We start from the raw sequence: 21,882 nt of genomic DNA on the forward strand, positions 1-21,882 counted from the left end.
AGGAGGGGAGAGGAAGTCAACCCTGCTGCTCCTCGATCAGCCGCGCGACGGCGGCGGCCAGCACGCCGTTCTCGGCGGCTTCGTCCGCCTCCTCCAGGCGCTGCAGGACATCCACGAGGGTCACCGCCGGGTCGGCCGCGGAGATCTCCCGGAGCGGGCGGTGCAGAGCCTCGTAGCCGGTGGCGAGGCCCGTGTGGTAGCGGCACAGCCCTGCGGCCTCGTCGCAGGCCGCGCACTCCTCCCAGTCCTGGGAGTGCGGCGCGACCTCGATCGGCACGCGGCTGACGGGCTGCAGGTCCAGCGCGGCGTGCGGGCGGACGACGCCGAGTTCGCGCTGGGCCCAGGTGTCGGGCAGCTCGCGCAGCTGCAGGGCGAGGGCGGCGGCGACGGCGGGCCGGTGCTCGACCAGGTTCCGCCACAGCGCGTTCGCGCTGGTCAGCGGGTCGGGTGATGACATCATCACGGTCCTTCCGGACGGGTTGGGGCGTAGGGAGCGGAGCCGGCCCCGGGCAGCAGGGTGTGCTCGGGGTCGGTCCGGCCGGGCCGTCAGGCGGCCCGGGCCGGTCGGATCTGGGCGGTGTAGGCCAGGCAGCGCCTGCACGTCGCCGGTTCAGCAGCCGGTTCGTCGGCCAGCTGGAGAGGCCTGGCGCGGCCGGCGGTCTCGCACAGGGCGCGGCCGGCGAGGTGGCGCCGGTGCCGCCCCGAGGCGGCCTCGCTGACCGGCACGACGTGCCGAAGGCGCTCGCGGGCGCCGCCGCGCACCCGGGCGTGCAGGTTCTCCCGCACGGTGACCTTCACCAGGCAGCCGCGCACCGCCGCGGCCCACGCTTCGGCTTCGGTCCGGTGCCGCTCGGCGGTGTGCTGCTCCCGCAGGACGCGCATCGCCTCCGCCGTCCGGGTCCGCTCCTCGGCGGCGGCGCGTTCGGCGAGCTGGCTGCGGGTGACCGGCGGCTCGGGTTCGGTCTGCATGGCGATGTGGAGCAGGTAGAGGGTCGGCCAGTGGCCGATGGAGAACTCCCCGCTGCCGGTGATGGCCGCGGCCCAGTCGCGGTTGTGGAAGTGGCGCGTGGTGTGGATGATCGCCGGGTTGACGAACGGGCCGGCCTCGCGGCGTGCGCGCTCGCGGAGCACGGTGATCTGCGCGTCGGTGAGCCGGGTCGGCCGGCCGGGGTCCACGGAGCCGGGGGCGCCCGGGCCTTCGGGGGCCTCACGGACGGGGTGGAGGGCGGCTTCCATGGTTCAGGTCTCCGGGAAGTCGGGCTTGGCGCTGCGGTCCACGAGGTTCTCCAGGGGCGTCGTGCTGTTCGCGATGTCCAGCAGCCAGTCCCCGTGGCACGCCGCGCCGATCCGGCACCAGCACATCAGGGTCCGGCCGGCCAGCCGTTCGCGGATGGTCCGCAGAAACTCGATGTCGTGGGTGCGGGAGTTTCGGAAGCTGGCGACGGCCTGTTCGGCGGTGAGGGGCCCGTGCGGGCGGCGGTCGATCCAGCCTCCGGGCAGGACGGTCCAGCCGCGGCTCTCGCCGACGCGCCACGGGTTACCCCAGACGCTGCCCCTGCCGACGTAGACGGTGCCCTGAGGGGCGCGCCAGCCCTTGGTGCGCAGGCGCTGGATGCGGGCCGGGACGGCTGCGGGCGCGGCCGGGAGGGTGTGGGAGTGGCCGGTGTCGGGGGCGGCCGGGCCGGTCGTGAGGATGCTCAACGGGTCTCCCGGGTGGTCGGGTCGGGCATGGGGGCCGGTGCGGCCCGGGGGCGGGCCGCACCGGCGAAGGGGGCTTCAGAAGCAGCCGTTCGGGCAGTGGGACGCGTAGGGCAGGGAGCCGCGCGCGGCGTCGCGCAGGTCCTTCGCCGAGTAGGCGAACATCCACGCCGGTTCCCCGCAGTTCGGGCAGGCGACCCGCACCTGGTGGACGACCTCGTCGGGGTCGTCCTCGTCGGCCCACCGGATCGGCAGTTCGTGGCCGCCGACGGCGAAGGCGCCGGTGCGGTAGCCGCCCTCGTCCTCACCGTCGTGACAGGTGAACAGCAGGGCCAGGTCGCGGCCGAAGACCCGCTCGATGTGGCGCTCCGGGTCCGCGTCCTCCCGTGCGGCGCTGCGCTCCAGGACGACATCCAGGATCGGCAGATCGCGGGCGTGGTGCACGGCGGCGAAGCCCTCGGCCACGAGCCCGGGCAGGGACTGGGTGAGCTCCTCGTGCTGGGCGGTGATGATGTCCGGCCGCACGCGGCGCTCGCGCGCGGCGTTGCGGGCGAGGGCGGTTTCGAGGTCGGTCTCGACGACCAGGGCGACAGCCGGTGTACGACGGTGCCGGGCGAGGGCGAGGAGGTTGAGCCTTACCCACTGCTGGCTGTTCACCGCGTCGAGGATCGTGGGCACCTTGTGTCGCAGTCGACTGTCGAGCTGGCTGTGGAGCTGCCGCCAAGCGGTGTTGGAGACGCCCTGGTTGCCCGCGTCGCCGGTGAGTACGTCTCGCAGGTGATCGGCGCTGAGGACGTCGGCCTGGCGGAAGAGGCTGTCGGCCAGGGTGGTTTTCCCAGCGCCGGAGATGCCGAGCAGGACAAGGAGGCAGTCCTGCGGCAGCCCGAGGGCGGCGAGGGTGCGGCGGGTCTTGTCGGCGCTCACCGGTCGGCCTCCGTCGTGCCCCGCAGCGGGAAGCCGGTGCCTTCGAGCGGGGCGGCGGCGGCCGCCACGGCGAGGCCCTGGAGGAAGAGGGTGCGGGAGATGCCCGGCTCGATGCCGCGGATCAGTCCGGCCTGGAAGTCGCCCAGAGCGGCCGTCAGGGCCATGGCCTCGCGGGCGGTCCGGTTGTAGGCGTCCAGCCGGTCGGCGGGCGCCGCGGACGGCTCCGGGGTCTCCTGCGGCTGGCGGCGCAGGGACCGCAGGGCCTGGAGGACCTGATCGAAATCGAGGGTGCCGCCGGGCTGGACCATCAGGCGCAGCGTCTGCTCGACGTTGTCGAGTACGGCGTCCTCGACGTCGTCGGTGAGCTCCTCCAGGAGGGTGTCGTCCAGGTGGGCGCTCGCGCCGTAGGTGACGAGGGTGGTGCGGGGGTCGTGGCGGTGCTGGTGGTGCATCCGTGGGGCCTTTTCGGTGTGAGGGGCGAGGCGGGCCAGCAGCGGCCACAGCCGGTCGTTGCGGCCCCATTCGGGGTCTACGAGGGTGATCTGCCGGGCACGGGCGGCCTCGCGCAGAGCGTCGGGGTGGCGGCCGGGCAGGAGGTAGTGCAGGCCGGACCGGTCCCGACGGGGGCCGAACTCGGACTCGGGTTTCCCGTCGCAGAGCGAGACGGTGCTGCCGCCGAAGCCGTAGCGGGGCGAGAAGGCGGGGAAGCCGTAGTCGGTGACGGTCAGCCCGGCGGCGCGGGCCGCAGCGGTCAGGCGCCGGCGCAGGTCGGCGTCGGTGACGAGGACGGTGACGGCCGCGCGGCGGACACGGGTCTGGCCGTCGGGGCCGACGGCGGGTGCGGCGCCGAACTGGGCGGCGACGGTCAAGAGGCCGGCGCGGTTCGCGGCGGCCAGGACGTCCCGGGGGCCCGGGGACGCGCCGAAGGGCACGTACGGCAGCGGGTCGGCGGCCTGGTTCCCGGTGGGCCCGTCCAGCTGGTCGGCCAGGGCGAGGGCCGCGTCGGCGAGGGACGTGCCCGGGCTCTGCCCGGACCGGGCCTCGGAGGGTGCGATGGGTGCGGCAGCGGGCTCGGGTTCGTGGATCGCCATCGCGAGGGTCCTCTCGGTGTGTGGGGTGTCGGAGCTCCGGATCGCCGGCCGGAGGCTGCGGGTCCGGAGTCGGGGCTGTGCTGTCCGATCGGGGACCGGCCGCGGTGGCCGGTCCCCGAGCGGGCGGTGTCCCGCTACTGGGCGAGGTGGTCCAGGGCGGCCTGCAGCAGGGGCCGGTGCGCGGCGTAGAGGGTGCGTCCGTCGGCGGCGAGCGCGGCTTCGAGCTGGTCGAGGGAGGCGAACGGCCACCAGCCCGCGTCGCGCGCGTCGTCGGCCCCGACGGCTGGCACCGTGGCGGTCAGCTGGAGGAGCCCGTAGGCGGACACGACCCAGGCCTGGTCGGTGTTGCGCCAGTCGTCCACGACCTGGCGGGCCAGGATGACCGGCTGGTGGCCCCTCAGGTCCTCGCCGGTCTCCTCCAGCAGCTCGCGAAGCAGGGCGTTCTCAACGGTCTTGTCCGGGTCGTCCTCGGCAGTCCTGTCCGCGTCCTCGACCATGCCGCCGGGCGTCGCGGCGACGCCGATGTCGTCCCGGGTGATCAGCAGGACCTGCCGGTGCGGACCGTGGCCCGCGACCGCGATCGCGTCGGCCGCCGCGTTCTCGCCCCACTTGCCGAGGCGTCGGCCGGTCTTGCCGGTGCGGCCGGCGGGGTTGAGCGGCCAGCCGCGGGCGTCCAGCTCGAACCGCACCATCGCGGCGGCCTGGCGCGCGGGCCAGTCGGTCACGGCGTCCGGGGTCGGCGCGGCTTCGGCCCAGTCGGGGACCTTCGTCTCCAGGGCCTGCGGCAGCAGCTCCGGCGGAGTGACGTCGGTGGGCGTGTAGGGGTCCATGAAGGATTCCTCCTGGTCGTGTGGTTCCTCAGGGAGCCCCGGGGCGCGGTGCCCCGGGGCGCGGCCGGCTGGGGGTCAGGCCTCCTGGGGGGCGGTCCGGGAGGAGTTGTACTGGGCGATCCACGCGCTCGGGTCGAGGCTGAGGGCTGCGGCGGTCTCGAAGGCGGCCTCGGTGAACTCGCCGCTGTCGAGCTCGTCGCTGATGGCGGCGGCGAGCTCGTGCGCGCGTCGGGGGTCGATCTTCTCCAGCGCCCGCAGGGCCCGTACGGCGACGTGGGAGGAGCCGGCCGCCGCGAGGACCGCGTCCGCCAGCGCACCGTCCCCGGCGTAGCGGGCGTCCTTGATCGCCGCGTCGGCGACCACCGTCCGCCGGAGCATCTCCCAGCGGATCGTGGAGAACTCGTCGTCGCCGTCGGGCAGCGGCAGCACCTCCACGGAGCGGCCGTCGGCCGCCGCCAAGGCGTGGGCGAGGGGCTGCTGCCAGCCCTTGGCCACCGGCGCCTGCACGCCGACGAAGTCCTCCCCCAGCACGAGGAGGCTGCCGTCGTGCTCGGACACGCCGAGCCACACGTAGTCGCCGACGTTCTTCCAGCGGCGCAGGGTCGCGGTGTCGAGGGCGATCGGCTTCGGGGCGGTGCCGGTGGAGGGCTCCATGCGAGCGGCGATGACCGCCCGCCAGCCGCCGCGCAGGGGGAACGTGGCCGCGCTGACGGGCACGCGCAGGCTGCTGGTGAGGGTGGAGGCGTCCAGGCGGTCGGGGGCGACGATCAGGCGCACGTCCTCGTCGTAGCCGCGGTTGCGGGCCCAGGCGGCGAGGCTGTCCGCGTCGTCGCCCTGGAGGGTGGTGCTCCAGGGCTCGCCCCCCTCGCTCTTCTCCTCGCTGTCCAGGTCGCGGAGCGCGGCGCTGGCGACAGCCAGGGTGTAGCGGGAGGTGGTGACGGCGTGCAGGCGGGTCGGGTCGGCGTCGAGCAGCGTGACCGAGCCCGGCCTCCAATCGGTGGGCGTGCGGCGGTGGGTGGCGGTCTGGTCGAGGATCCGGGCCAGCTCGGCGGCCCGCACGATGGTGGTGATGGTCATGGCGTCCTTCGGCGGGGTGTGGGCAGGGGCGGCCTGCCGGTCGGCGCGGCCGCGGTGCGGTTCGAGGGGTGTCGGGTGGTGCGGGATCCGCTCGCTCGCCGGGCCGCGGGCCGGCTGGTCGGCGCGGCCGGGACGGAAGGGGCGGTGGCTGGACCGACGGTGCGGTCGACGGCCGTTGCGCGGGGAGCTGTGAGGGGGTTCGCTGCCGGAGGCCTGGTCGGGGTGGCGGTGTGGTGCCCGCCGGGGCGGGCACCACACCGGGTTCGGCGGCGGGTCAGCCGGCGATGTCGCCGTCGGCCGGGCCAGCCCAGCGCTTCAGGTTCCGGCGCAGGTGCTCGCGGCTCACCTTCATGGTGTTCGCGACCTCGGCCTGGGTGCTGGCGTCGATCTCGGCCTGAACCGCGAGCCAGTACTTCCGCTGGGCTGCGGCGATCTCCAGCTCCAGTTGTTCGGCCGCGGCGTCCAGGCGTCCCTTCGGGGTATCGGGATGCTCGCGGCGGGCGGGGGTGTCGTCGGGGGCGGTCATTGGGTTTCTCCGGATCAGTCGGGGACCATGGTGGTGGGTCCCGGCCGTCTGGATCGGGTCCGGTGCCTCGGGGCGGCCGCGTGGCCGGCCAGCTCAGTCGGCCGCCCCGGGGTGGCTCAGATGCGGTGGTGGACGTCGCCGGTGCGGGAGTTCGCGGTGAGCCGCACCCGGGGGTGCCGGGCGAGTCCCCGGGTGTGGATGTCGCCCGAGACGGAGTTCAGGGTGACGGTCGCGGGGCGGTTCACCCCGTCCGGGGTACGGACCTTGATGTCGCCGCTGGTGCTGGTCGCGTTGAGCTCGCCGCCCCCGAAGTGGCGGACCTTGATGTCGCCGGTGTCGGTGTTCAGGACCGCGCTGTCGCGGGTGTTCCCGAGGGTGATGCCGCCGGTGATGGTGCTGATCTTCGCGATGCCGATGTCCGCCCGGGCGGCGAACAGCGCCCCGTCCGCGAGGACGGCCTCGACCCGGCGCAGGTCGCCGTCGAGAGTGAGGGAGGCCTCGCCGCTGCTGCTGAAGATGACGTCGCTGCCGGGCGGCAGCTGGATGTCGACGTGGACGGTGCCGGGCGTGCTGTCGACCCGGGTGCCCTCCGGGACGACGACCACGCCGTTCCGGACGATGACCACGCCGTTGATGGAGAGGGTGCCGTCGTCCATCTGCACGTTCCCGAGGCCGCTCTGCGAGAAGACCGCGCCCTGGTCGCTGCCGAGCATTTGGAAGCTGTCCGTGCCGTTCTGGGTGAAGACGATGTCCCGTGCTCCGGTGGCCCTGCGCACGGTGGTCCTGCCGGCCTGCACGAAGGTGGCGCCCTGGAAGAGGTCGCCTCCGAGGTGGCCCCGGAAGTAGTTGCGGACGGCCGTACCGGTGTGCTGGGCCGCGAAGGGCGCCTCGCTGGCGCCGGTGTTCGGGATCCGCACCTTCAGGGTCCGGCCGTGCTCCAGGAAGCTCGTGCCGGTCACGGCGTCGGCGAAGGCGTCGTGGTCGTCCGCGGTGTGCACGGTGACGGTGGCGCGGTCGACGTCGGGGCTGGTGGCGACGGTGACGGTGCCCGTCAGGACCTCGATCTCGACGCGGAGCGGACCGGGGGTCTGGGCGGTGTGCTTGTTCTCGGTGGTCATGGGTACCTCTCGGTTCTGCCCCGGCAGGCCTGGGGCTCGGCGCCTGCGGGCAGGCGGCGGCGTTGCGGCGCGGTGGGCGCCGGTAGCGAGGGGCGGGCCGCGGACTGGGTGGTCCGCGGCCTGACACCCCTCATCATGCCACTGAAATAGTGGCCACACAAGCATTGGCCACTGTTTCGGTGGCATTGTTGGTGTTGTCATCGTCGGGGTGCGGGCCGGGGCGGGGCCGGCCACTTGCCCCGGCCTTCGGACGGCCCGGTGGGGCGTCAGGACCGGACGGCCCCGGCCAGGCGGCTGGCGTAGGTGTAGCGGAGCCAGGACAGGGCCTCTCCCCCGTCGGCGGGTACCAGGCCGGCCAGGGCGCGCAGCCGGTTGGCCGCCTCCACCGCGTCGGCCGACGTGGGGTCCGCGCCGTCCCGCAGCGACGCGACGTCCAGCGCCACCGCGTGAGCCAGCAGGTAGGCGTGCTCCGTCCGCGCCGTGGCCCGGTCGTCGCCGGTGCCCGCGGGCGCCGTGCCGCTCCCGGCCGCGGTGGCCTGCCACAGGTGGAAGGCCTCCTGCGAACGCCGCAGCAGCTGCGGGAGCTGGAGGAGCTCACCGTAGGCGGTGAGCACGGCGGCGCCGCCGGCGGCGAGCGGGCGGACTCGGGCGTCGGTGACGGCGGGGTGGTAGCTGGCTGCCGTGCCGTCGGGCAGGACCAGGTCCAGGCGGAACCCGGCCTGGGCCAGGAGGAAGAGCGTCTCCCGGACCTGGTCCGGCGGGGTCTCGACGGTGACGGGCCGGGCGATGACGGCCTCGACGGGAATCGTGTGGGTGGTCACTGGGCCTCCGGTGAAGGTGGGACGCGGGAAGTGCCGCGGCGGTGTACCGGCCGGGACGGTTCCTACCGGGCGCGCAGCCTGTCGGCCTGGTCCTGGTAGATCCGGGCCAGGTGGGGGTGGGTGGTGCCGGCGGCGGCCTCCTGGTAGGCGCGCATGCGGGCGCGCCGGTCCGTGATCAGGGTGTGGTCGGGCGCCGGGTGGACGGTGTAGGCCTCGGCCTCGTTGAACGGGTCGAGCGGTTCGGGGGCATCCGGGGCGGGCTCGACGGGCGGCCGCGGGTAGCGGGGGGCGACGCGGCGGGCGGCGAGGGAGCGAAGCATGGCCGCGGCCAGGACGCGGCCCGGGTCGGCCTCGCGTTCCCAGGCGGTGATGGTCATGCCGGGCTCGGGCAGGTGCTGGGTGATGACGGTCAGTGCGTCGTAGCGCAGGCACAGGTCCGGGGTGTGGTGCTCGACGGCGGCGAGGATGCCGTGGCCGGGCCGGCCGGTGTCCGGGCCGTACGGGTGGGTGTCGAGCCGGTCGGCGGCGCGCTCCAGGGCGTCAGCCAGGGCGTCGAGGTCGGTGACGGGCGCGGGGGCGATCCGGCGGTGGGCGGCGGCGACGGCCCGCAGCTCGGCCCCGGTGGGGCGGTGCGGGATGCGGGCGCCGTGGTCGTTCAGCGCTTCGACGCTCTGGCGGGTGAGCTCCCGCAGCAGCTGCGCGCTGCCGTGGGCGGCGCGGGTGAGCTCGGCGTTGAGCGAGGTGTGCCGGGAGCGCTCCAGGAGCCCGGCGACGATGTGCGGGTGCATCAGGTTCTCCTCGTGGCACGGCGGTCGGTCAGGCCACCGTGTCCGGCAGTGGGGCGGGCGGGAATCGGGCCGGGCCCGGCGGGGCGTGCGGGCCCCGCCGGGCGGCCGACGGCGGGCCTAGGCCAGGCGGTTGGTCGGGCGGGCGTTGACGTACGGCGGCACGGCGGGCTCCAACTCGGCGACGGCACGAGCCAGGGCCGTGTCCGCCGCCTCGGGCCGCCCGTCGGCCAGGGGCTCCAGCACGGCGAGCACGTCGGCGCCGGTCAGGACGGTGGTGTCCTCGCCGTCGGCGCTGACCGTGAACCGCTCCTCCCACGGCACGACGGTGCGCACCCCGCCTTCCGACCGGACCGGCCGGTAGCGCAGGACCGCGCCGAACGGCAGACCGAGGACGGCCGACCCGTCCGGGTCCCCGGACCACTGGACGTGCTCGCGCAGCGGGCCGTCGGCCCCCAGGATGCCGGCGGCGTTGATCCGCGCCTCGTAGGCGGCGCCAGCGCGGGCGGCGGTCTCGATGTCCCGCATCGTCAGCCGCGCCCCGCCCTGCGCCTCCTCGCCGGCCGCCGGCGGGGTGTGCGGTGCGTCGAGGAGCGGGTGCCGGTCGGGGGCGGAGCGGCGCAGGGGGGCCAGCGCGGTGTCCAGGATCTCCTGGGCAAGGACGGCGGCGCCGATCGCGGCCAGTGCCGTCGCCGTGATCCGCTCGTCGGCGGGACGCCGGCCCCGCAGGGCCCGGTGGACGGCGAGAGCGGCGGCGGCCGCACCGGCGGCGGTGGTGAGGTTCTGGGCGGCGCCGAGGGTGGCGAGCCGGGCGCGCTCGGTGGTGGCCGGCGCGTGGTTCACGGTCATGGGCAGGGTGCTCCCGAGGTCTGCGGGCCACCACGTCGGCGGCCGGTGACCCCAGTGGAGCCCGTGAGCATTGGTGGAAACCTTGGTGGAGGATCCGCCGCTGATACCGGTTCGGACACGGCGCCCACCAATGATCTGACCTGCGGTTTCACCGGCGCGCACCAACGTTGGTGACGGGTTGAACGTCGCCCGGAGGAGCCACCAAAGGGGGTGCCCGGCCCGGCGCTGCGCCGGGAGGACGTTCCTCGGGGCCTGACGCCGGTCCGGATGGGGTGATCGCGAAGTCCGCCAAGCGCACCGTCCCCGACGCCACACGCGAACACGCTGCGGAAAACAGGACACGGGGCATATGACGCGATCACCTCCGCCCGCGAGGCCAAGCGGATAGGTAGTCGTCTGGGGTGGCCATCTCAGCGGCGGAAGCGTTCACGCTCGCATGGTGCCACCGGTACCGTTCCTGGGCGGGGCCCTCTGACATCACCCGAACGTCCGCACCGACCCAGCCTGAGACGACACAATCGGCTCTCGAAGGATCACACAACGTGGTTTCCCGGTTCTTCAGCGCCGGAGACCACCGTGCCGGGAGGACGCACATCTTGGGCATCTTGGACTGGTTCCGCAGGAACGACGAGCAGATGGTCGATCCCCTGGGATGGGGCGACCATCGCTTGAACATGGTGAAGGCCGCAGGCATCGGCGTGGCCACCTTGAGGTGCCACAAGGACACCTGGGCGTACTTCGTGGAGAAGTTCACCAGCACTCCCCGGGGGCGTAACGACAGCACCTTCCGGCCGCCGGCGGCCGAGGACATCACCGACGAGGGCGCCGGGATGATCACCGTGCCGATCTCCGGCAGCACGCTGGCCGCGGTGCTCGACAAGTGCCGGGAGTTGCAGGGGCCCGTCGGCTCCGACCTGGACAAGGCGATCGGCCGGCGGGTGGAGGCGGCGATCTCCCAGGCGCTGCGGCACGTGGTGCCGTCCGGGGGTGACCGCTCGGCGGCGCCGGCGATCGTTTTGGACGACCGCACGGCGCCGGCCGAAGCGGCGGCCCGCCCGTGAGCGGCGCGGGCGGCGAGCGGGTGGTCAGGTTGAACAACGACCGTAACGGAGTGCGCTCGAACCATGGCCCGGTGAAGCGGCTGAGCAGGACCGCGCCCCTGGAGGTGGTGGCCTTCACCGGCAGCGAGGAGTCGGACGTGCTGCACGCCGCCGCCGACTGGATCAAGGAGCGCCCGTTCACGATCGTGGTGGCGATGAACTGGTCGTCCGAGTACGGCTCGAACGACAACGACCTTCTCTGGACGCTGGAGTTGGTGGTCGACCACTCCGTCGCCGCCAGCTGATTCGGTACCGGTGTCGTCATCAGACGTTCGTTTGATGACGACACCGGCCCGGAGCCGCTCCGGACTCCCTGGAGCCTTCAGCAACTCGGCCATGAACCGGGCACAGTCTCGCCCGTCCCCTGCCTGCACTAAGCGATCAGGCGTACCTGGCACCGGCTCGTACAGTCCCCCTCAACACGCTGACTTGACAGGGAAGTGGATGACCCCGTCGAAGTCGATCACGATCGTGCGGGCGGAGGGCGAGTCCACGGCGGCGAGGTCGGCGGCGCGGGCGAGCAGGGCATTCACGGGTGACTCCTGGGTGAGGGTGGGCCGGGCCCGGCGGGCGGGTCCGCCGGGCCCCGCGGACTGCAGGGGATTTCAGGACCGGGTGCGGGGCGCGGGCACCACCGGGTGCACGGCCGGGGCGTTCCACCGGCAGGCGCAGACCTGGGCGGTCAGCACGACGGTGAGGGTGTCGTGGACGGTGGTCCGCGGGCGCAGGGAGACGGCGAAGCCGCGCAGGGCCGGGGCGGACACGGCGGCCAGGACGGCGGCGGTGAGCGCGGTGGCGACGGGGCGGCCGCCGTCCGGGCTGGCCTGCCAGACGGCTGCCAGGGTGCCGACCGACCAGCCGGCCCAGACGAACCGGGCCGCGGTGGAGCGCAGGGCGAAGGACAGCACGGCGGCCGTCAGGCCGGTGGCCGCCCACAGCCGGTAGGCGTCGGCGCCGCTGAGCGGAAGGCCGGCGGTGTGCTCGGCGAGGTAGCGGTGCACGGGCCCGGTGACGGTGCGGGTGATCACGGCCAGCCAGGTGCCGGCGCCGCTGGCGGCGAGGAACTGCCGCAGTGCGGAGCAGAGGAGGACGGCCCCGGCGCTCGCGGCAAGAAGGATCAGCAGGCCGGCCGCGACGCGGACCCAGCGGGCGCCGGAGCGCCAGCCGTGGTCGAGTGCGTAGCGCACGTCCTGGCCGCGGCGTGCGAGGAACGTGCCGGGCGCGGTCGCCCGGGCCCAGCCGTCGCGGGTGGCGGCCTTGAGGGTGCGCCGGGCGGGCCCCAGGGCCGGGCCGGTCTCGTCGGAGGACGGGTTGGTGGTGGTCATGGTCGGCTCCGGGTCCGGGTCGGTGGCGGGTTCGGTGTGCGAAGCGGGCCCGGCCGGGGAGGGCCGGGCCCGCTCAGGGGCAAAGGTGCCGGGCGGTTCAGCGGGCCCGGGCCGTGATGGCGGGCGCGTCGGCGGCCTCGACCCACGGGCCGTCGGTGATCGGGCGGGCAGAGCCGGCGCCGTAGGCCGGGCCGTGGTTGCCGCCGTAGAAGGGGAGGAGCTGCGGCACTCCCCCGCTCCAGCCGTCGTAGTGGCGCCACACGAAGCCGAGCGGGTTGTACGACTCGCCCTCGGGCAGGTAAGCGGCGCTCAGGTCCCACTCGCGGCCGCTGTCGGGATCGGTCCACCGGGTGGAACCGATCTCCGTCTCCAGCACCGGGTTCCCGTTGGCGTCGACGCGGCGGGCCAGCCAGGTGAGGGTGCACAGGTAGCCGGGGTGGTCCCAGGTGTTCGGGTGCGGCTTTCCGGCGTGGTGGATGTCGACGTGGACGGCCAGGTCCCGCAGGGGCTCGCGGCCGCGCAGTTCGGCGAGCACCAGCTGCGCCCGGCCGGCCTGGACGGGCCGGGTGTAGGGGTCGGTGTGGGTGCCGCTGCCCTCGGTGTTGGCGATCCAGCCGCGGAGGGTGGCGTAGACGCGGCCGTCCCGGTCAGGGGCGGCCTCGGTGGTCTGCCAGTCGGCGAGGACGAGCTCGTCGCCGCCGGTGAAGGCGATGGTGGCGTGGTCGCTGTCGGCGATGCGGTGGCGGTCGGTGTTCCAGGACTGCATCGGAGGCATCTCCTCGGAGTGCGGGGTGGTTACGGCGGGGCGGTCGGCGCGTGGGCGGCTCCCGCCCCTGCCGGTGGCGGCGGTGATCGGGGGTTACGCGGCCGCCGGGGCGGGCCCGGCGGTGCCGGCGTGGTCCCGGCCGTCGGCGGCGGCCTGCTCGGCGAGGTGGTCCACGGCGCAGTTGCTGCACAGGTCCTCCAGCAGCAGGAGCTCCGGCACCCACGCGCAGCCGCCCGGACACGGGTCGTCCTCGGTGCAGCCGCAACGCACGCACCGGGCCACGGCCGGGTCGGCGAAGGCCTCGACGAGGGCGGTGAGCAGGAGGCGGCTCGGTCCGGAGTCCGGGTTGGCCAGGGTGACCTGCCAGGCCCGCTCGGCGGCGGCGACGGCCTGTTCGCCCGCACCCTTCCAGCGGAAGCGGACATCCTCCGGCGCACTCCAGCCGCCGAACCAGGTGTGGGCCTCGCCGTTGCGCGTGGTCACCGGGATGTGCTCGGGCCGGGGGCCGACCGGGGTGTCGGGGCCGTGCTCGATGCAGAGGAGGCCGTGCCGGGCGGCGGCCTCGCGCAGGGCGGCGAGGACGGCCGGGTCGTCGGTGATCCCGGAGACGGCTTCGCGCTGGGTCCACCAGTCCAGGTCAAGGTCGGGCTCGGACAGGCCGGGCTGGGAGCAGTCGGTGACGTACCCGGCCCGGTTGCACAGGGCCAGGGCCCGCACCAACCCGGGGGTCTGGGTGGTCTCCTCGTCCGGGCCGAAGTTCGGCACGTACCCGGGCTGGGAGGCGAGCGTGCCCTCCAGCCACAGGGCGGTCAGCCGGCCGAGGTCGGCCAGGGAGGCGGCGGAGTTCCAGGCGCGCCGGTCGGAGCGGGACATCCACAGGTGCTGCCTGGCCATGGTCAGGCCGCCGTTCGCAGGGCGCGCCGGTTCAGGCAGGACACGCAGTTCTGGGGCTGCGGCGGCAACACGCCGTCCAGCCAGAGGTGGTCGCTGCAGAAGTGCCGGCCGCAGCCGTCCAGGGCGCCGTCGCGGGTGCTGGTGCCGCACTGGGTGGCGGGGCCGGGGTCGATCTCGGTGCCGCAGTCCGTGCCGCCGCAGGTGGTCATGGACTCGACGTCGGGGCCCTGTGCGGCCGGGGTGGCCCCGGCGGGGGCGGAGAGAGCGGTGGTGGTCACGGGTTCCTCCATAAGGATCCGGTCGGCCGGTCGGCCGGCAACGCCCCCGAGGGGCGCGCCGCCCGCCGCGCTGGTGTGCGGGCGGGCGGCGCGGGGCCGGGGGCGAAGCCGGGCGGCCGGTCAGTGCAGGTGCCGGGCGAGGAAGAAGGTCGCGAGGAGGACGGGCCCGAAGATGCCGAGCAGGTAGACGAAGCGCATGGCGGAGTTCTCCTTCAGCCGTTGTTGTTGGTGATCGATCCGCGCCATCCGGCGGACTGGCGGCCGATGGTGGTGGTGTGGGTGCGGTTCACGAGGGCCAGCACGGTGCCGGTGGCGGTGGCTCCCTCGCCGCTGGCCGTCGCGGCGGGTGCGGTGCCGGAGGCCGCCTGGGTGGTGACGGAGCGGAGCTTGCCGAGCAGGCCGGCCACGCCGAGCACGACCGCGCCGACGAGGATCGCGGCCCACTTCAGGAGCTCGCCGAGCTTGTCGGCGTGCGGGGCGGCCTCGGCGACGGCGGCGCCGATCATCCACATCGCCCCGCCGGCCGCCAGCGAGGCGATCGAGCCGTAGAGGACGTACTGGCGTACGGCCTGCGGGAGACCGGGGTCGGCGACCGGGGCGACCGGAGCCGCAGGGGTCATCGCGTCGATGGCCTCGCGGTGGGCGGCGTTGCGTGCTTCGGCGGCGTCGAGGAAGGCGGTCACGTCGAGGACGGGTACGGCCCCGGGCTGGCCGTCGACGATCGCGGGCACGAAGTCGACGTCGTCGTCGCGGTCCCTGCCCACCCGCATGGCGACGATCCGTCCGTCGATCTGCGCGGCCGTGTAGCCGGGCTCCAGGAGGTTGACGCGGGCCGGGTCGAGGAGCTGACCGTTCTCGGGGCTGCTGCTGGTGGACACGGAGGGCTCCTTCAGGGGCAGGTCAAGGGGGGTGAGGGGTCGGTGGGGCGGGGCACTTGGCCGCTGCGTTGGAGCGGTCGGCGGGCCCCGCCCGCGGCGGGGGTTCGGCCGGTCCGGACGTCCGGTCAGACCAGGGGGCCGGCCTCGAAGGCGGCCAGCACCGCGGCCGCCGCCTGCGGGGCGAAGGTGCGGGTCTCGTTCCAGCGGCGCCCGCCGTACTCGGCCGGCTTGTACTCCAGTGACACCTCGACCTGTCCGTAGGCGTCCTCGGGGTCGTCCTCGCAGTCGTCGAAGGCGAGCAGCAGGGCGGTCAGCTGCTTCTGGGTGAGCTCGCGCCGCTCCTGGTGGTCGGAGACGTCGTCGGTGAGCGTGAGGGTGACGTCGGTCAGCTCCGTGGCCGTGCCGTCGGTGTCGTTGTCCTGCAGAGTGGTGGGGTCGGGTCGCATGAGCGGCTCCTGTCCTGGGTGGCGGGCGGGTCGGGTGGAGTGCGGCGGGGCGGGGTTCACGCGCCGGGCACCGGCGGCCAGGCCCGGAACAGGACCGGCTCGCCGAACGGCAGGGCCAGCAGCCCGGTACCGGGCAGGACCTGGTCCTGGCCGCTGCTCCCGGTTCCGGCGAGGAGCTCGATCCGGCTGCCGCCGGCCAGGATCTGGCCCAGCAGGCCGGGCACGGCCGTGCCGGGGCGGTCCACCGAGCGCAGGCTCAGGCCGCCGCGGCGGGCCCAGCGGGCGATGACCTCCAGCTCCCGCTCGATCCGCCGGTCCTGCTGGACCAGGTCGGCCAGGCCGACCACCGTGAGGGTGACCAGCGGGTGGCCGTCCGTCGGCTCGTATCCCTTGAGGGTGGGCTGGAGGAGGCCGCCGTGGACGCGGGAGAGGACCAGCTCGCGGGCCTCGGCCAGCAGCTCGGCGGCGCGCTCCGCGGTATCCGCGCAACGCAGCAGCGGGCGGTGCGCGGTGTGGGCGCCGCCCGGGTCCACCGCCCACGGCTCGACCAGGGCGGCGGCCTGCTCCGCGTCCCAGAGCGTGCCGAGGAGCGTGCCGATCCCGCTGCCGGGAAGGCCGGTGATGGTGGCGTGGGTGGCGCCCTCGGTGCTGTACAGCTCCAGGACGGCGTCGCCGCCGTCCTGGTGGCGGCCGATCGCGACGGTACCCGCGGCGGCGTCGAACAGGGTCTCGGTGCTCGGCCGGGACGACGGGGACCGCCAGGCGGCGAGCCGGTCGGTGGTGAGCGGGTAGGTGTGCACGGGGTTGTCCTTCCGGGGACGGTGCAGGGCGCGCCGACCGGTGCCGGCGCGCCCTGCGCGTGGTGTTCGGTTGTCGGCGCCGACCGGTTGGCCTGGGCCCTTCGGTGCCTGGGGCGCCGATCTCGGGACGCGCCCCGGGGCTGGTCGGGGGTATGCCGGTCAGGCGGCCAGGTTGGTGAAGAAGCCGGTGACGGCGCGCAGGGCGTCGGCGATCGACGGCGCCATGGCGGTCTGGGCCAGGCAGAAGCCGAAAACGGTGAAGACCAAGCCCTTCCAGTACGGGATCTGGCGGCGCCAGAGCTGGTAGCCGGCGAGGACACCGAAGACGGCGACGAGGGAGACGGAGACGATCACGGCTGGACTCCAGGAGCGGAAGCGGGGCGGAAATTGCGGTGGCCGGGGCGGGACCGCGGTGTCGCGGCCCCGCCCCGCGGGGGTCAGCGGCCGAGCGTGTGGAGCGCGGCCAGGGCCTCGTCGGGGGAGCGGACGTTGCTGCGCCCGGGGATCGGACGCTCCTTGCCGCCCGTCTTGGCTCCGCTCTTGCGAGCAGGCTTGGGCTCGTCGTCGATCCAGGCGTCGTCCTCCTCCGGGTCGTCGTCGCCGAACTCGCCCGGGCGGGGCGGCAGGGTCCAGTCGAACCAGAGGTCGCGCTTTTCGAGTTCACGGATCTCGTGGGGAGTGAGGCCGAAGACCTCGTCGGGGAACAGCGGGGCGATGGGCTTGCCGAAGTCCATGAAGAGGGTGCGCAGCACCTCCGGCTTGGAGCGCGGGACGATCCAGCCGGCGCCGCCGGTGTTGTCGTCGGCCGGAGGCTCCGCCTCGCCGTTGAGGATCCGGTCGATCCGGCCCTCCGCCTGCGGGGAGAACGAGCGCGGCAGCGGCTCCGGGATGTCGTCGGGGGCGACCCCGAGCGCCTTGAACGTGCTCGTGACGTTCTCCGGCGCGACATTGAGAACCACCGGGGCGGGCGAGTTCGCGCGGATGTTGCCCTTCAGGAGTTGCGTGAACCCGTCCTGGACGAAAATGCTCTGACCGGCGACGTGCTCGCCGATCCCGTACTTGCGGCCCTTCACCGTGCCGGACTCGGCCCGGTCCATGATCTCCGCGCCGTAGTCCTCGTTCCTGGCCGCAGACAGGAACTCGTCCCAGAACACGGACAGCGGCCGGTACGGGCAGCCGGGCTTCCCGGCCTCCCAGTCGTGAATCTTGCCGTCGGCCCACGGCATCGTGCCGCGGATCTCCATGAGCGCGTCGATGGCCCGCAGCGCGCGCACCATGTACAGCGCGCCGACGCCGTACCGGTCGCAGTGCACGCCCAGCGCAGCGGTCTTCTCGTCCGGCGCCTCGGTGACCAGCCATGTCACGGCGCCCCAGTTGGCGTGCGCGCACACCGCCAGCGCCATCAGCTGGGTCTTGCCACCGCCGGACGGAGCGACGTACAGGCCGTGGGCCGCACCGCGGTCGGTGTGCACGCGGCCTCGGGCCGGCTGACCGTTGGCCAGGACCCCGGTGGTGTACCAGCCGTTCTTGTCCGGGGTCAGCAGTTCGCGGGTGGCCGGGTAGAACTTGGCGAGCGGGGACTCGTCCCACACCGACACCAGGACGTGGCGGCCGTCGAACGTGACGAACACCCGGCCGTCCTCGTGCCGGACGTTCAGCGCTCGGGCCAGCACCTCAGAATCGACGCGCGGCTCGCGGGCGGAGTCGGGCAGCTGCGCCATCCAGTAGGTGACGCCCCGCTCGTCGTTGCGGCGCCGGTTGGTGTACTTGGAGCCGGGGATCGCGTCCTCGCCGATCCCGTCCTCCCACCACTCGGCGATGGTCGGCTTGGTGCGGCGCCGCCGGCGCTCGTCGGGGATCAGCTCGACCTCCTGCCAGCCGGGCCCGGCCTGACGGCCGGCCATCTGGGTGGTCTCGATGAACCGGACGTCGTCCTTGTGGACGCCGAAGGCAGCGGCGACGTCGGCCTCGTTGAGGCCGCTGATCGGCCGTCCCGGCTCGTTGGCCCGCAGCAGCATGGTGAAGTCGTGGGGCTTGTCCGGGTGCGGCTTGGCCACCACGACGTGGGTCCGGGCCGGATCGCCGGCCCGCTTCCACAGCAGCCTCACGCCCTGGGTGAAGGGGTCCGCGCCATCGTCGACGACCGGCTCCGGCACGACCTCCGGGGCGACGGTGAGCTCCGGCGTCTGCGGGGCGGGGGCCAGGACCTTGCGGCGGCGCCGGTAGCGGCCGGTGGTCCGGGCGATCGGTACGACCGCGCAGCACAGCGCCCCCCAGCCGAGGGCCAGCACCGCGTCCCATCCCCAGCCGGGGATGCGGTAGGCGGCGTAGTCGACGGCGGCAGCCAGGGTCAGCGGCGACAGCCGCACCAGCCAGCGGCCGGCGCTGTCCTTCTCCGTGCACACCACGATGAGGGAGGCGACGACGCCGATGCCGCCGGCGGAGGCGACGGCGGCCCCGACGGCGGGGTGGTCGGGCAGGTTCGCGGCCGCGCCGAGAAACGGAGCGACCGCCACGTACAGGGAGCGTTCCAGCTTGACGGCGAAGGCCACCGGGGGGACGTCCTTTCACAGAGCAGGGTGGGCACGCCGTCGTCGGCGTGCCCACCCTCGGGGGGAGTGGGTGCGGTGGGCTACCGATGGAAGAAGCCCGGCTTCGGGGTGCGGTGCCGGCGGCCCCTGCGGACGCGGTGCAGGGCGCCGTAGAGCTTGGCGTGGGCCCGCCGGACCGCGTAGGCGTCCTTCTCGGCCCGCTGCGCGGCGCGGAGCATCTTGCGTACGGCCTTGGCGGCCTCCATCTGGGCGGTCGCAACCTCTTCGGTCATCCCGACGAATGTCTCGTCGAGTTCGGCGTTGGCGATGGCACCGGCCGCGTTGGAGGCCTCCTTGGCCGTGGCGCGGGCCCGGCGGTCCAGGCCCTCCAGGTTGTCGACGGCGGCGGTCATCGCCTGGATCACGACCGTCAGTTTGTGCTGGACGCCGTCGAAGCTGTGGTCGCCGTCGGCGAGGCCGCCCAGGACCTGCCGGCGGTTGCGGCGGCGACGGGCCCTGGGCTTCTTGCGGGGCGCGAGAGATGTCTCGGCGTCCTGGAATCCGCCGCTGTCGGCGGGGGCGATGGCGCCGCCGGGGTCGGGGACGGCCGGCAGGCTGTCCGCCTGGTCGCTCGTCTGGTCGCTCACGGGTGTGCGGCTCCTCTCTTCTCCTAGTCGTGGTGCACGGCGGCGGAGGCCATGTCCAGGCCCGTCTCGTCCATGGCTTCGCGGTCCGCGCCGTAGATCTTCGCGACCGCGTGGGCTGCCTCGGCGGACACCGTCGCGGCGGTCTCGGCTTCCTTTGACAGGACCTTGGCCTCGTGCGCGGTGATGTCCGAGAGGTCGGCCAGGTCCGCCAGCAGGTTGGTCACCTTGCGGTCGATGTTGTGGCTGCCGGTCAGGTCGCCGCTCATCTCCCGGAGCATTACCGCGAGGTCCTGCAGGTCCTGCACCGCCTTGAGCACCATCTGGTAGTCCTGGTCCGAGTTGACCGCGATGTTGGTCATCAGGAGCAGGTACTCGTCGAGGGTGATGTCGGTGCGGTGCTGGCGCGCCATTTGCTGGCGCTTGCGCTTGCGGGCCCGTCGCGTGCGGTCCGGCCGGACCACCAGCGACTGCTCGGTGTCCGGTCCTGGCTGAGCCGCGGGCACCGGCGCGACGGCCGATTCGGTGCTCTCCACGCTCACCCTCTCTTCCACGATCACCGCGTCGGTGATGCCGGCCTCGTTGAGGCCTGCACCGCCGGACGCCGGATTGGTCACGCCCGCGACGGGCACGGGGCCCGGCGCGGGCACCGGCGCGACGGCCGGCTCGGTCTCTTCCACGATCACCGCGTCGGGGATGCCGTCCTCGTCGAGGCCTGCGCCCGCCGCGTCGGCGGGACTCTGCTCGGCCCTGCCCGCGGTGACCGTCTCCGGTTCCGGGTCGGACTGCCGCGCTCCCCCGCCGGGCGGCGCCTTGTCGTGCACCTCCTTCAAGAACGTGATCCAGGGGTTGCCGGTGGTTTCACCCGGGGGCGGGACCTCTTCACCGGTGCCTGCTGCTCCGTCATGCCCGGGTCCGGGTCCGGGTCCGGGTTCCGCGTCGGGTCCGGGGCCTTCGGCTGCGGGCCCTTCGGCGGTGTCCTCGTCTTTCGGGTCCTTCGTCAGCTCGACCTTCAACGACGGGTCGTCGACCTTCAACGACGGGTCGTCCGACGTCAACGACGCCTCATCGGGCTTCGGCGCCTCGCCGTCCGGCTTCAGTTCCGGGCCGTCGGCTTTCACGGCCTCCTTGTCCGGCTTCGACGTCCCGCCATCGGCCTTCACCGCCTCGCCGTCCGGCTTCAGCTCCCGGTCGTCGGCTTTCACGGCCTCCTTGTCCGGCTTCGACGTCTCGTCGGCGGCCTTCGCCGTCGCCTTGTCGTCGTTCTCCTTGGCGTCGGAGGAGCCCCGGCGCCGCTTGAGGCGTTCGGAGACGGCGCCGGCGAGCGAGCGGGGGGCGTCGCCCTCGCTCGCGGCCTGACGGCGCGCCTTGCGCTCCTCCCGGCCCTCGCGGCGGTCCCCGCGCTTGTCGTCCCAGACCCGCTGCCGGTTCTGGCGGCTCTGGGCGCGGTCCGCGGTGCGGTCGCCCAGGTCGGCGGCCTGCCGGGTGGACTGCCGCTCCTGGCGGGCGCGGGAGCGCTCCGCAGCGGGGCTGGTGGCGGGCAAGCGGGTGCCGCCGTCCTTCGAACCGCCACCGCTTGCGCCCCGACCCCCTCCAGCGCCGTCCCGACCCCCTCCAGGGCCACTCTGGCGCCCGCCGGAGGCGCCGGACGACTTCTGAGACCTGTCGGAGCCGCCGGAGCCGCCAGAAGAGCCTCCAGGGCCCTTCTTGCTGCCTCCGGAGCCCGGCCCTCGGTCGCTGCCACGGTCGTGGTTCCCGCCCTGCGGTCGGCCGGTGTCGCGTCCGCCGCCCTGGCTCCTGTTGCTCGGCCCGGGCCCCGGGCCGCTCGGGCTCCGGTTCGTCGACCCGCCGCCCGACCCCCCGGACCCGCCCGGGCCTCGGCCTCCGGAACCGCCGTCCGAACCGCCCGAGCCGCGCGGCCCACTCTTGTGGGAACCCTTTCCCGAGTCCGCGCCGCCGATTCCGGCGGCCGCGCCCTTTCCCCGCGCCGCCGTCATCGCGGTGCGGGCGTCGACCTGGGCCTTCTGCAATTCGTTGTGCTGCGCCATGAGTGACATTTCGCGCTCGGTCTGCGCATTGAGGTGCGCGACCCTGCCGGCGACCGCGGCCTCCCGGAAAGGCGCGTTCTCTTCCCTTTCGGCGCGAGCACTGTCGAGCCGGAATTGGATCCAGTCGACGACCGCATCCGCGAAGGAACGGCGCTCGTAGTATTCGCCGTATTCCTCCTCCCCGGATTCCTCGTATTCCTCCGCTTCGGGCTCGGCGGCCTGTCGGGCGGGAATCCCCTCGGACCGCGAATAGGTGGCCGCCCGGGGCGGCTCGGGGATGACCGGGATGTCCGGCGTCAGATCGGGGACCGCCGGGATGTCCGGCGCGGGGGCCTCCGGCTTCCGGGCGGTGTCCCCGTAGCGCGGAATCGGGGGTGCGGCGTACGGCTGGTCGCCGCCGCCCGGGAAGGTGATCACCCGCCCGTTGGAGTCGTCGGACACGCTCGCTCCCTT

Annotated in this window: 26 protein-coding genes; 2 read left to right on the forward strand and 24 right to left on the reverse strand. The window is 74.2% G+C overall.

The genetic code is table 11. The features are described from left to right. Positions 1–16: 16 nt before the first annotated feature. From ABZY91_RS00185 to ABZY91_RS00240, 12 genes are all read right to left on the reverse strand, one after another. Positions 17–460, reverse strand: a complete 444-nt coding sequence (locus tag ABZY91_RS00185) for a hypothetical protein (protein ID WP_355398548.1) — start codon at positions 458–460, stop codon at positions 17–19. Positions 461–546: 86 nt separating this feature from the next. Beyond that, the gene (locus ABZY91_RS00190; RefSeq protein WP_355398550.1) at positions 547–1,236 is read right to left on the reverse strand and encodes a hypothetical protein; all 690 of its coding nucleotides are present in this window, start codon (positions 1,234–1,236) and stop codon (positions 547–549) included. A gap of 3 nt (positions 1,237–1,239) precedes the next feature. Continuing rightward, positions 1,240–1,701, reverse strand: coding sequence for a DUF4326 domain-containing protein (locus ABZY91_RS00195; RefSeq protein ID WP_355398552.1), 462 nt, complete (start codon positions 1,699–1,701; stop codon positions 1,240–1,242). A 75-nt stretch (positions 1,702–1,776) separates the two neighbouring features. Continuing rightward, entirely contained in the window at positions 1,777–2,622 is an 846-nt protein-coding gene (locus ABZY91_RS00200) for an AAA family ATPase (protein ID WP_355398554.1), read from the reverse strand. Next, positions 2,619–3,713, reverse strand: coding sequence for a hypothetical protein (locus ABZY91_RS00205; RefSeq protein ID WP_355398556.1), 1,095 nt, complete (start codon positions 3,711–3,713; stop codon positions 2,619–2,621). The genes ABZY91_RS00200 and ABZY91_RS00205 overlap by 4 nt, the downstream gene beginning before the upstream one ends. Before the next feature lie 134 nt (positions 3,714–3,847). Continuing rightward, entirely contained in the window at positions 3,848–4,543 is a 696-nt protein-coding gene (locus ABZY91_RS00210) for an NUDIX domain-containing protein (protein ID WP_355398558.1), read from the reverse strand. A gap of 75 nt (positions 4,544–4,618) precedes the next feature. Continuing rightward, on the reverse strand, positions 4,619–5,620 hold the full coding sequence (locus tag ABZY91_RS00215) for a hypothetical protein (RefSeq protein ID WP_355398560.1): 1,002 nt from the start codon (positions 5,618–5,620) through the stop codon (positions 4,619–4,621). Positions 5,621–5,894: 274 nt separating this feature from the next. After that, positions 5,895–6,146: a hypothetical protein gene (locus ABZY91_RS00220; protein ID WP_355398562.1), complete on the reverse strand. Its 252-nt coding sequence runs from the start codon at positions 6,144–6,146 to the stop codon at positions 5,895–5,897. Positions 6,147–6,262: 116 nt separating this feature from the next. Beyond that, complete coding sequence (locus tag ABZY91_RS00225; RefSeq protein ID WP_355398564.1) at positions 6,263–7,264, reverse strand: DUF4097 family beta strand repeat-containing protein; 1,002 nt, start codon at positions 7,262–7,264, stop codon at positions 6,263–6,265. Between the two features lie 266 nt (positions 7,265–7,530). Next, the gene (locus ABZY91_RS00230; protein ID WP_355398566.1) at positions 7,531–8,085 is read right to left on the reverse strand and encodes a hypothetical protein; all 555 of its coding nucleotides are present in this window, start codon (positions 8,083–8,085) and stop codon (positions 7,531–7,533) included. 62 nt (positions 8,086–8,147) lie between these two features. Next, positions 8,148–8,873, reverse strand: a complete 726-nt coding sequence (locus ABZY91_RS00235) for a hypothetical protein (protein WP_355398568.1) — start codon at positions 8,871–8,873, stop codon at positions 8,148–8,150. A gap of 117 nt (positions 8,874–8,990) precedes the next feature. Beyond that, positions 8,991–9,719 carry a hypothetical protein gene (locus ABZY91_RS00240; RefSeq protein WP_355398570.1) on the reverse strand — a complete coding sequence of 243 codons (729 nt, stop codon included), beginning with the start codon at positions 9,717–9,719 and terminating at the stop codon, positions 8,991–8,993. A gap of 605 nt (positions 9,720–10,324) precedes the next feature. Here ABZY91_RS00240 and ABZY91_RS00245 point away from each other — a divergent pair. Continuing rightward, complete coding sequence (locus tag ABZY91_RS00245) at positions 10,325–10,780, forward strand: hypothetical protein (protein WP_355398573.1); 456 nt, start codon at positions 10,325–10,327, stop codon at positions 10,778–10,780. A gap of 50 nt (positions 10,781–10,830) precedes the next feature. After that, positions 10,831–11,064, forward strand: coding sequence for a hypothetical protein (locus ABZY91_RS00250; RefSeq protein ID WP_355398575.1), 234 nt, complete (start codon positions 10,831–10,833; stop codon positions 11,062–11,064). Positions 11,065–11,424: 360 nt separating this feature from the next. Here ABZY91_RS00250 and ABZY91_RS00255 read toward each other — a convergent pair whose 3' ends face one another. The 12 genes from ABZY91_RS00255 to ABZY91_RS00310 form a co-directional block, all read right to left on the reverse strand. Next, on the reverse strand, positions 11,425–12,144 hold the full coding sequence (locus ABZY91_RS00255) for a hypothetical protein (protein WP_355398577.1): 720 nt from the start codon (positions 12,142–12,144) through the stop codon (positions 11,425–11,427). Between the two features lie 97 nt (positions 12,145–12,241). Further along, complete coding sequence (locus ABZY91_RS00260; RefSeq protein ID WP_355398579.1) at positions 12,242–12,910, reverse strand: hypothetical protein; 669 nt, start codon at positions 12,908–12,910, stop codon at positions 12,242–12,244. A gap of 93 nt (positions 12,911–13,003) precedes the next feature. After that, entirely contained in the window at positions 13,004–13,804 is an 801-nt protein-coding gene (locus tag ABZY91_RS00265) for a hypothetical protein (RefSeq protein ID WP_355398581.1), read from the reverse strand. 2 nt (positions 13,805–13,806) lie between these two features. Beyond that, the gene (locus ABZY91_RS00270; protein WP_355398583.1) at positions 13,807–14,082 is read right to left on the reverse strand and encodes a hypothetical protein; all 276 of its coding nucleotides are present in this window, start codon (positions 14,080–14,082) and stop codon (positions 13,807–13,809) included. A gap of 120 nt (positions 14,083–14,202) precedes the next feature. Next, entirely contained in the window at positions 14,203–14,328 is a 126-nt protein-coding gene (locus ABZY91_RS00275) for a hypothetical protein (protein ID WP_355398585.1), read from the reverse strand. Beyond that, on the reverse strand, positions 14,295–14,960 hold the full coding sequence (locus tag ABZY91_RS00280) for a hypothetical protein (RefSeq protein WP_355398587.1): 666 nt from the start codon (positions 14,958–14,960) through the stop codon (positions 14,295–14,297). The genes ABZY91_RS00275 and ABZY91_RS00280 overlap by 34 nt, the downstream gene beginning before the upstream one ends. Positions 14,961–15,085: 125 nt before the next feature. Then, positions 15,086–15,406 carry a hypothetical protein gene (locus ABZY91_RS00285; protein WP_355398589.1) on the reverse strand — a complete coding sequence of 107 codons (321 nt, stop codon included), beginning with the start codon at positions 15,404–15,406 and terminating at the stop codon, positions 15,086–15,088. A gap of 56 nt (positions 15,407–15,462) precedes the next feature. Then, entirely contained in the window at positions 15,463–16,206 is a 744-nt protein-coding gene (locus ABZY91_RS00290; protein ID WP_355398591.1) for a hypothetical protein, read from the reverse strand. Between the two features lie 159 nt (positions 16,207–16,365). Continuing rightward, positions 16,366–16,560: a hypothetical protein gene (locus tag ABZY91_RS00295; RefSeq protein ID WP_355398593.1), complete on the reverse strand. Its 195-nt coding sequence runs from the start codon at positions 16,558–16,560 to the stop codon at positions 16,366–16,368. Positions 16,561–16,643: 83 nt separating this feature from the next. Then, positions 16,644–18,758 carry a chromosome segregation protein ParM gene (locus ABZY91_RS00300; protein ID WP_355398595.1) on the reverse strand — a complete coding sequence of 705 codons (2,115 nt, stop codon included), beginning with the start codon at positions 18,756–18,758 and terminating at the stop codon, positions 16,644–16,646. An 80-nt stretch (positions 18,759–18,838) separates the two neighbouring features. Beyond that, positions 18,839–19,384, reverse strand: a complete 546-nt coding sequence (locus ABZY91_RS00305; RefSeq protein ID WP_355398597.1) for a conjugal transfer protein TraB — start codon at positions 19,382–19,384, stop codon at positions 18,839–18,841. Between the two features lie 23 nt (positions 19,385–19,407). Then, positions 19,408–21,870, reverse strand: a complete 2,463-nt coding sequence (locus tag ABZY91_RS00310) for a hypothetical protein (protein ID WP_355398599.1) — start codon at positions 21,868–21,870, stop codon at positions 19,408–19,410. Positions 21,871–21,882: the final 12 nt, after the last annotated feature.

Origin of the sequence: Kitasatospora sp. NPDC002965, from assembly GCF_040611255.1 — a bacterium.
In the GTDB taxonomy this organism is placed as follows: domain Bacteria; phylum Actinomycetota; class Actinomycetes; order Streptomycetales; family Streptomycetaceae; genus Kitasatospora.

Excerpts from the sequence above, each read along its gene's own strand:
- ABZY91_RS00185 (WP_355398548.1), bottom strand. The coding sequence starts at position 460 with ATGATGTCATCACCCGACCCGCTGACCAGCGCGAACGCGCTGTGGCGG.
- ABZY91_RS00190 (WP_355398550.1), bottom strand. The coding sequence starts at position 1,236 with ATGGAAGCCGCCCTCCACCCCGTCCGTGAGGCCCCCGAAGGCCCGGGC.
- ABZY91_RS00205 (WP_355398556.1), bottom strand. The coding sequence starts at position 3,713 with ATGGCGATCCACGAACCCGAGCCCGCTGCCGCACCCATCGCACCCTCC.
- ABZY91_RS00210 (WP_355398558.1), bottom strand. The coding sequence starts at position 4,543 with ATGGACCCCTACACGCCCACCGACGTCACTCCGCCGGAGCTGCTGCCG.
- ABZY91_RS00215 (WP_355398560.1), bottom strand. The coding sequence starts at position 5,620 with ATGACCATCACCACCATCGTGCGGGCCGCCGAGCTGGCCCGGATCCTC.
- ABZY91_RS00220 (WP_355398562.1), bottom strand. The coding sequence starts at position 6,146 with ATGACCGCCCCCGACGACACCCCCGCCCGCCGCGAGCATCCCGATACC.
- ABZY91_RS00225 (WP_355398564.1), bottom strand. The coding sequence starts at position 7,264 with ATGACCACCGAGAACAAGCACACCGCCCAGACCCCCGGTCCGCTCCGC.
- ABZY91_RS00235 (WP_355398568.1), bottom strand. The coding sequence starts at position 8,873 with ATGCACCCGCACATCGTCGCCGGGCTCCTGGAGCGCTCCCGGCACACC.
- ABZY91_RS00240 (WP_355398570.1), bottom strand. The coding sequence starts at position 9,719 with ATGACCGTGAACCACGCGCCGGCCACCACCGAGCGCGCCCGGCTCGCC.
- ABZY91_RS00255 (WP_355398577.1), bottom strand. The coding sequence starts at position 12,144 with ATGACCACCACCAACCCGTCCTCCGACGAGACCGGCCCGGCCCTGGGG.
- ABZY91_RS00260 (WP_355398579.1), bottom strand. The coding sequence starts at position 12,910 with ATGCAGTCCTGGAACACCGACCGCCACCGCATCGCCGACAGCGACCAC.
- ABZY91_RS00265 (WP_355398581.1), bottom strand. The coding sequence starts at position 13,804 with ATGGCCAGGCAGCACCTGTGGATGTCCCGCTCCGACCGGCGCGCCTGG.
- ABZY91_RS00275 (WP_355398585.1), bottom strand. The coding sequence starts at position 14,328 with ATGGCGCGGATCGATCACCAACAACAACGGCTGAAGGAGAACTCCGCC.
- ABZY91_RS00285 (WP_355398589.1), bottom strand. The coding sequence starts at position 15,406 with ATGCGACCCGACCCCACCACTCTGCAGGACAACGACACCGACGGCACG.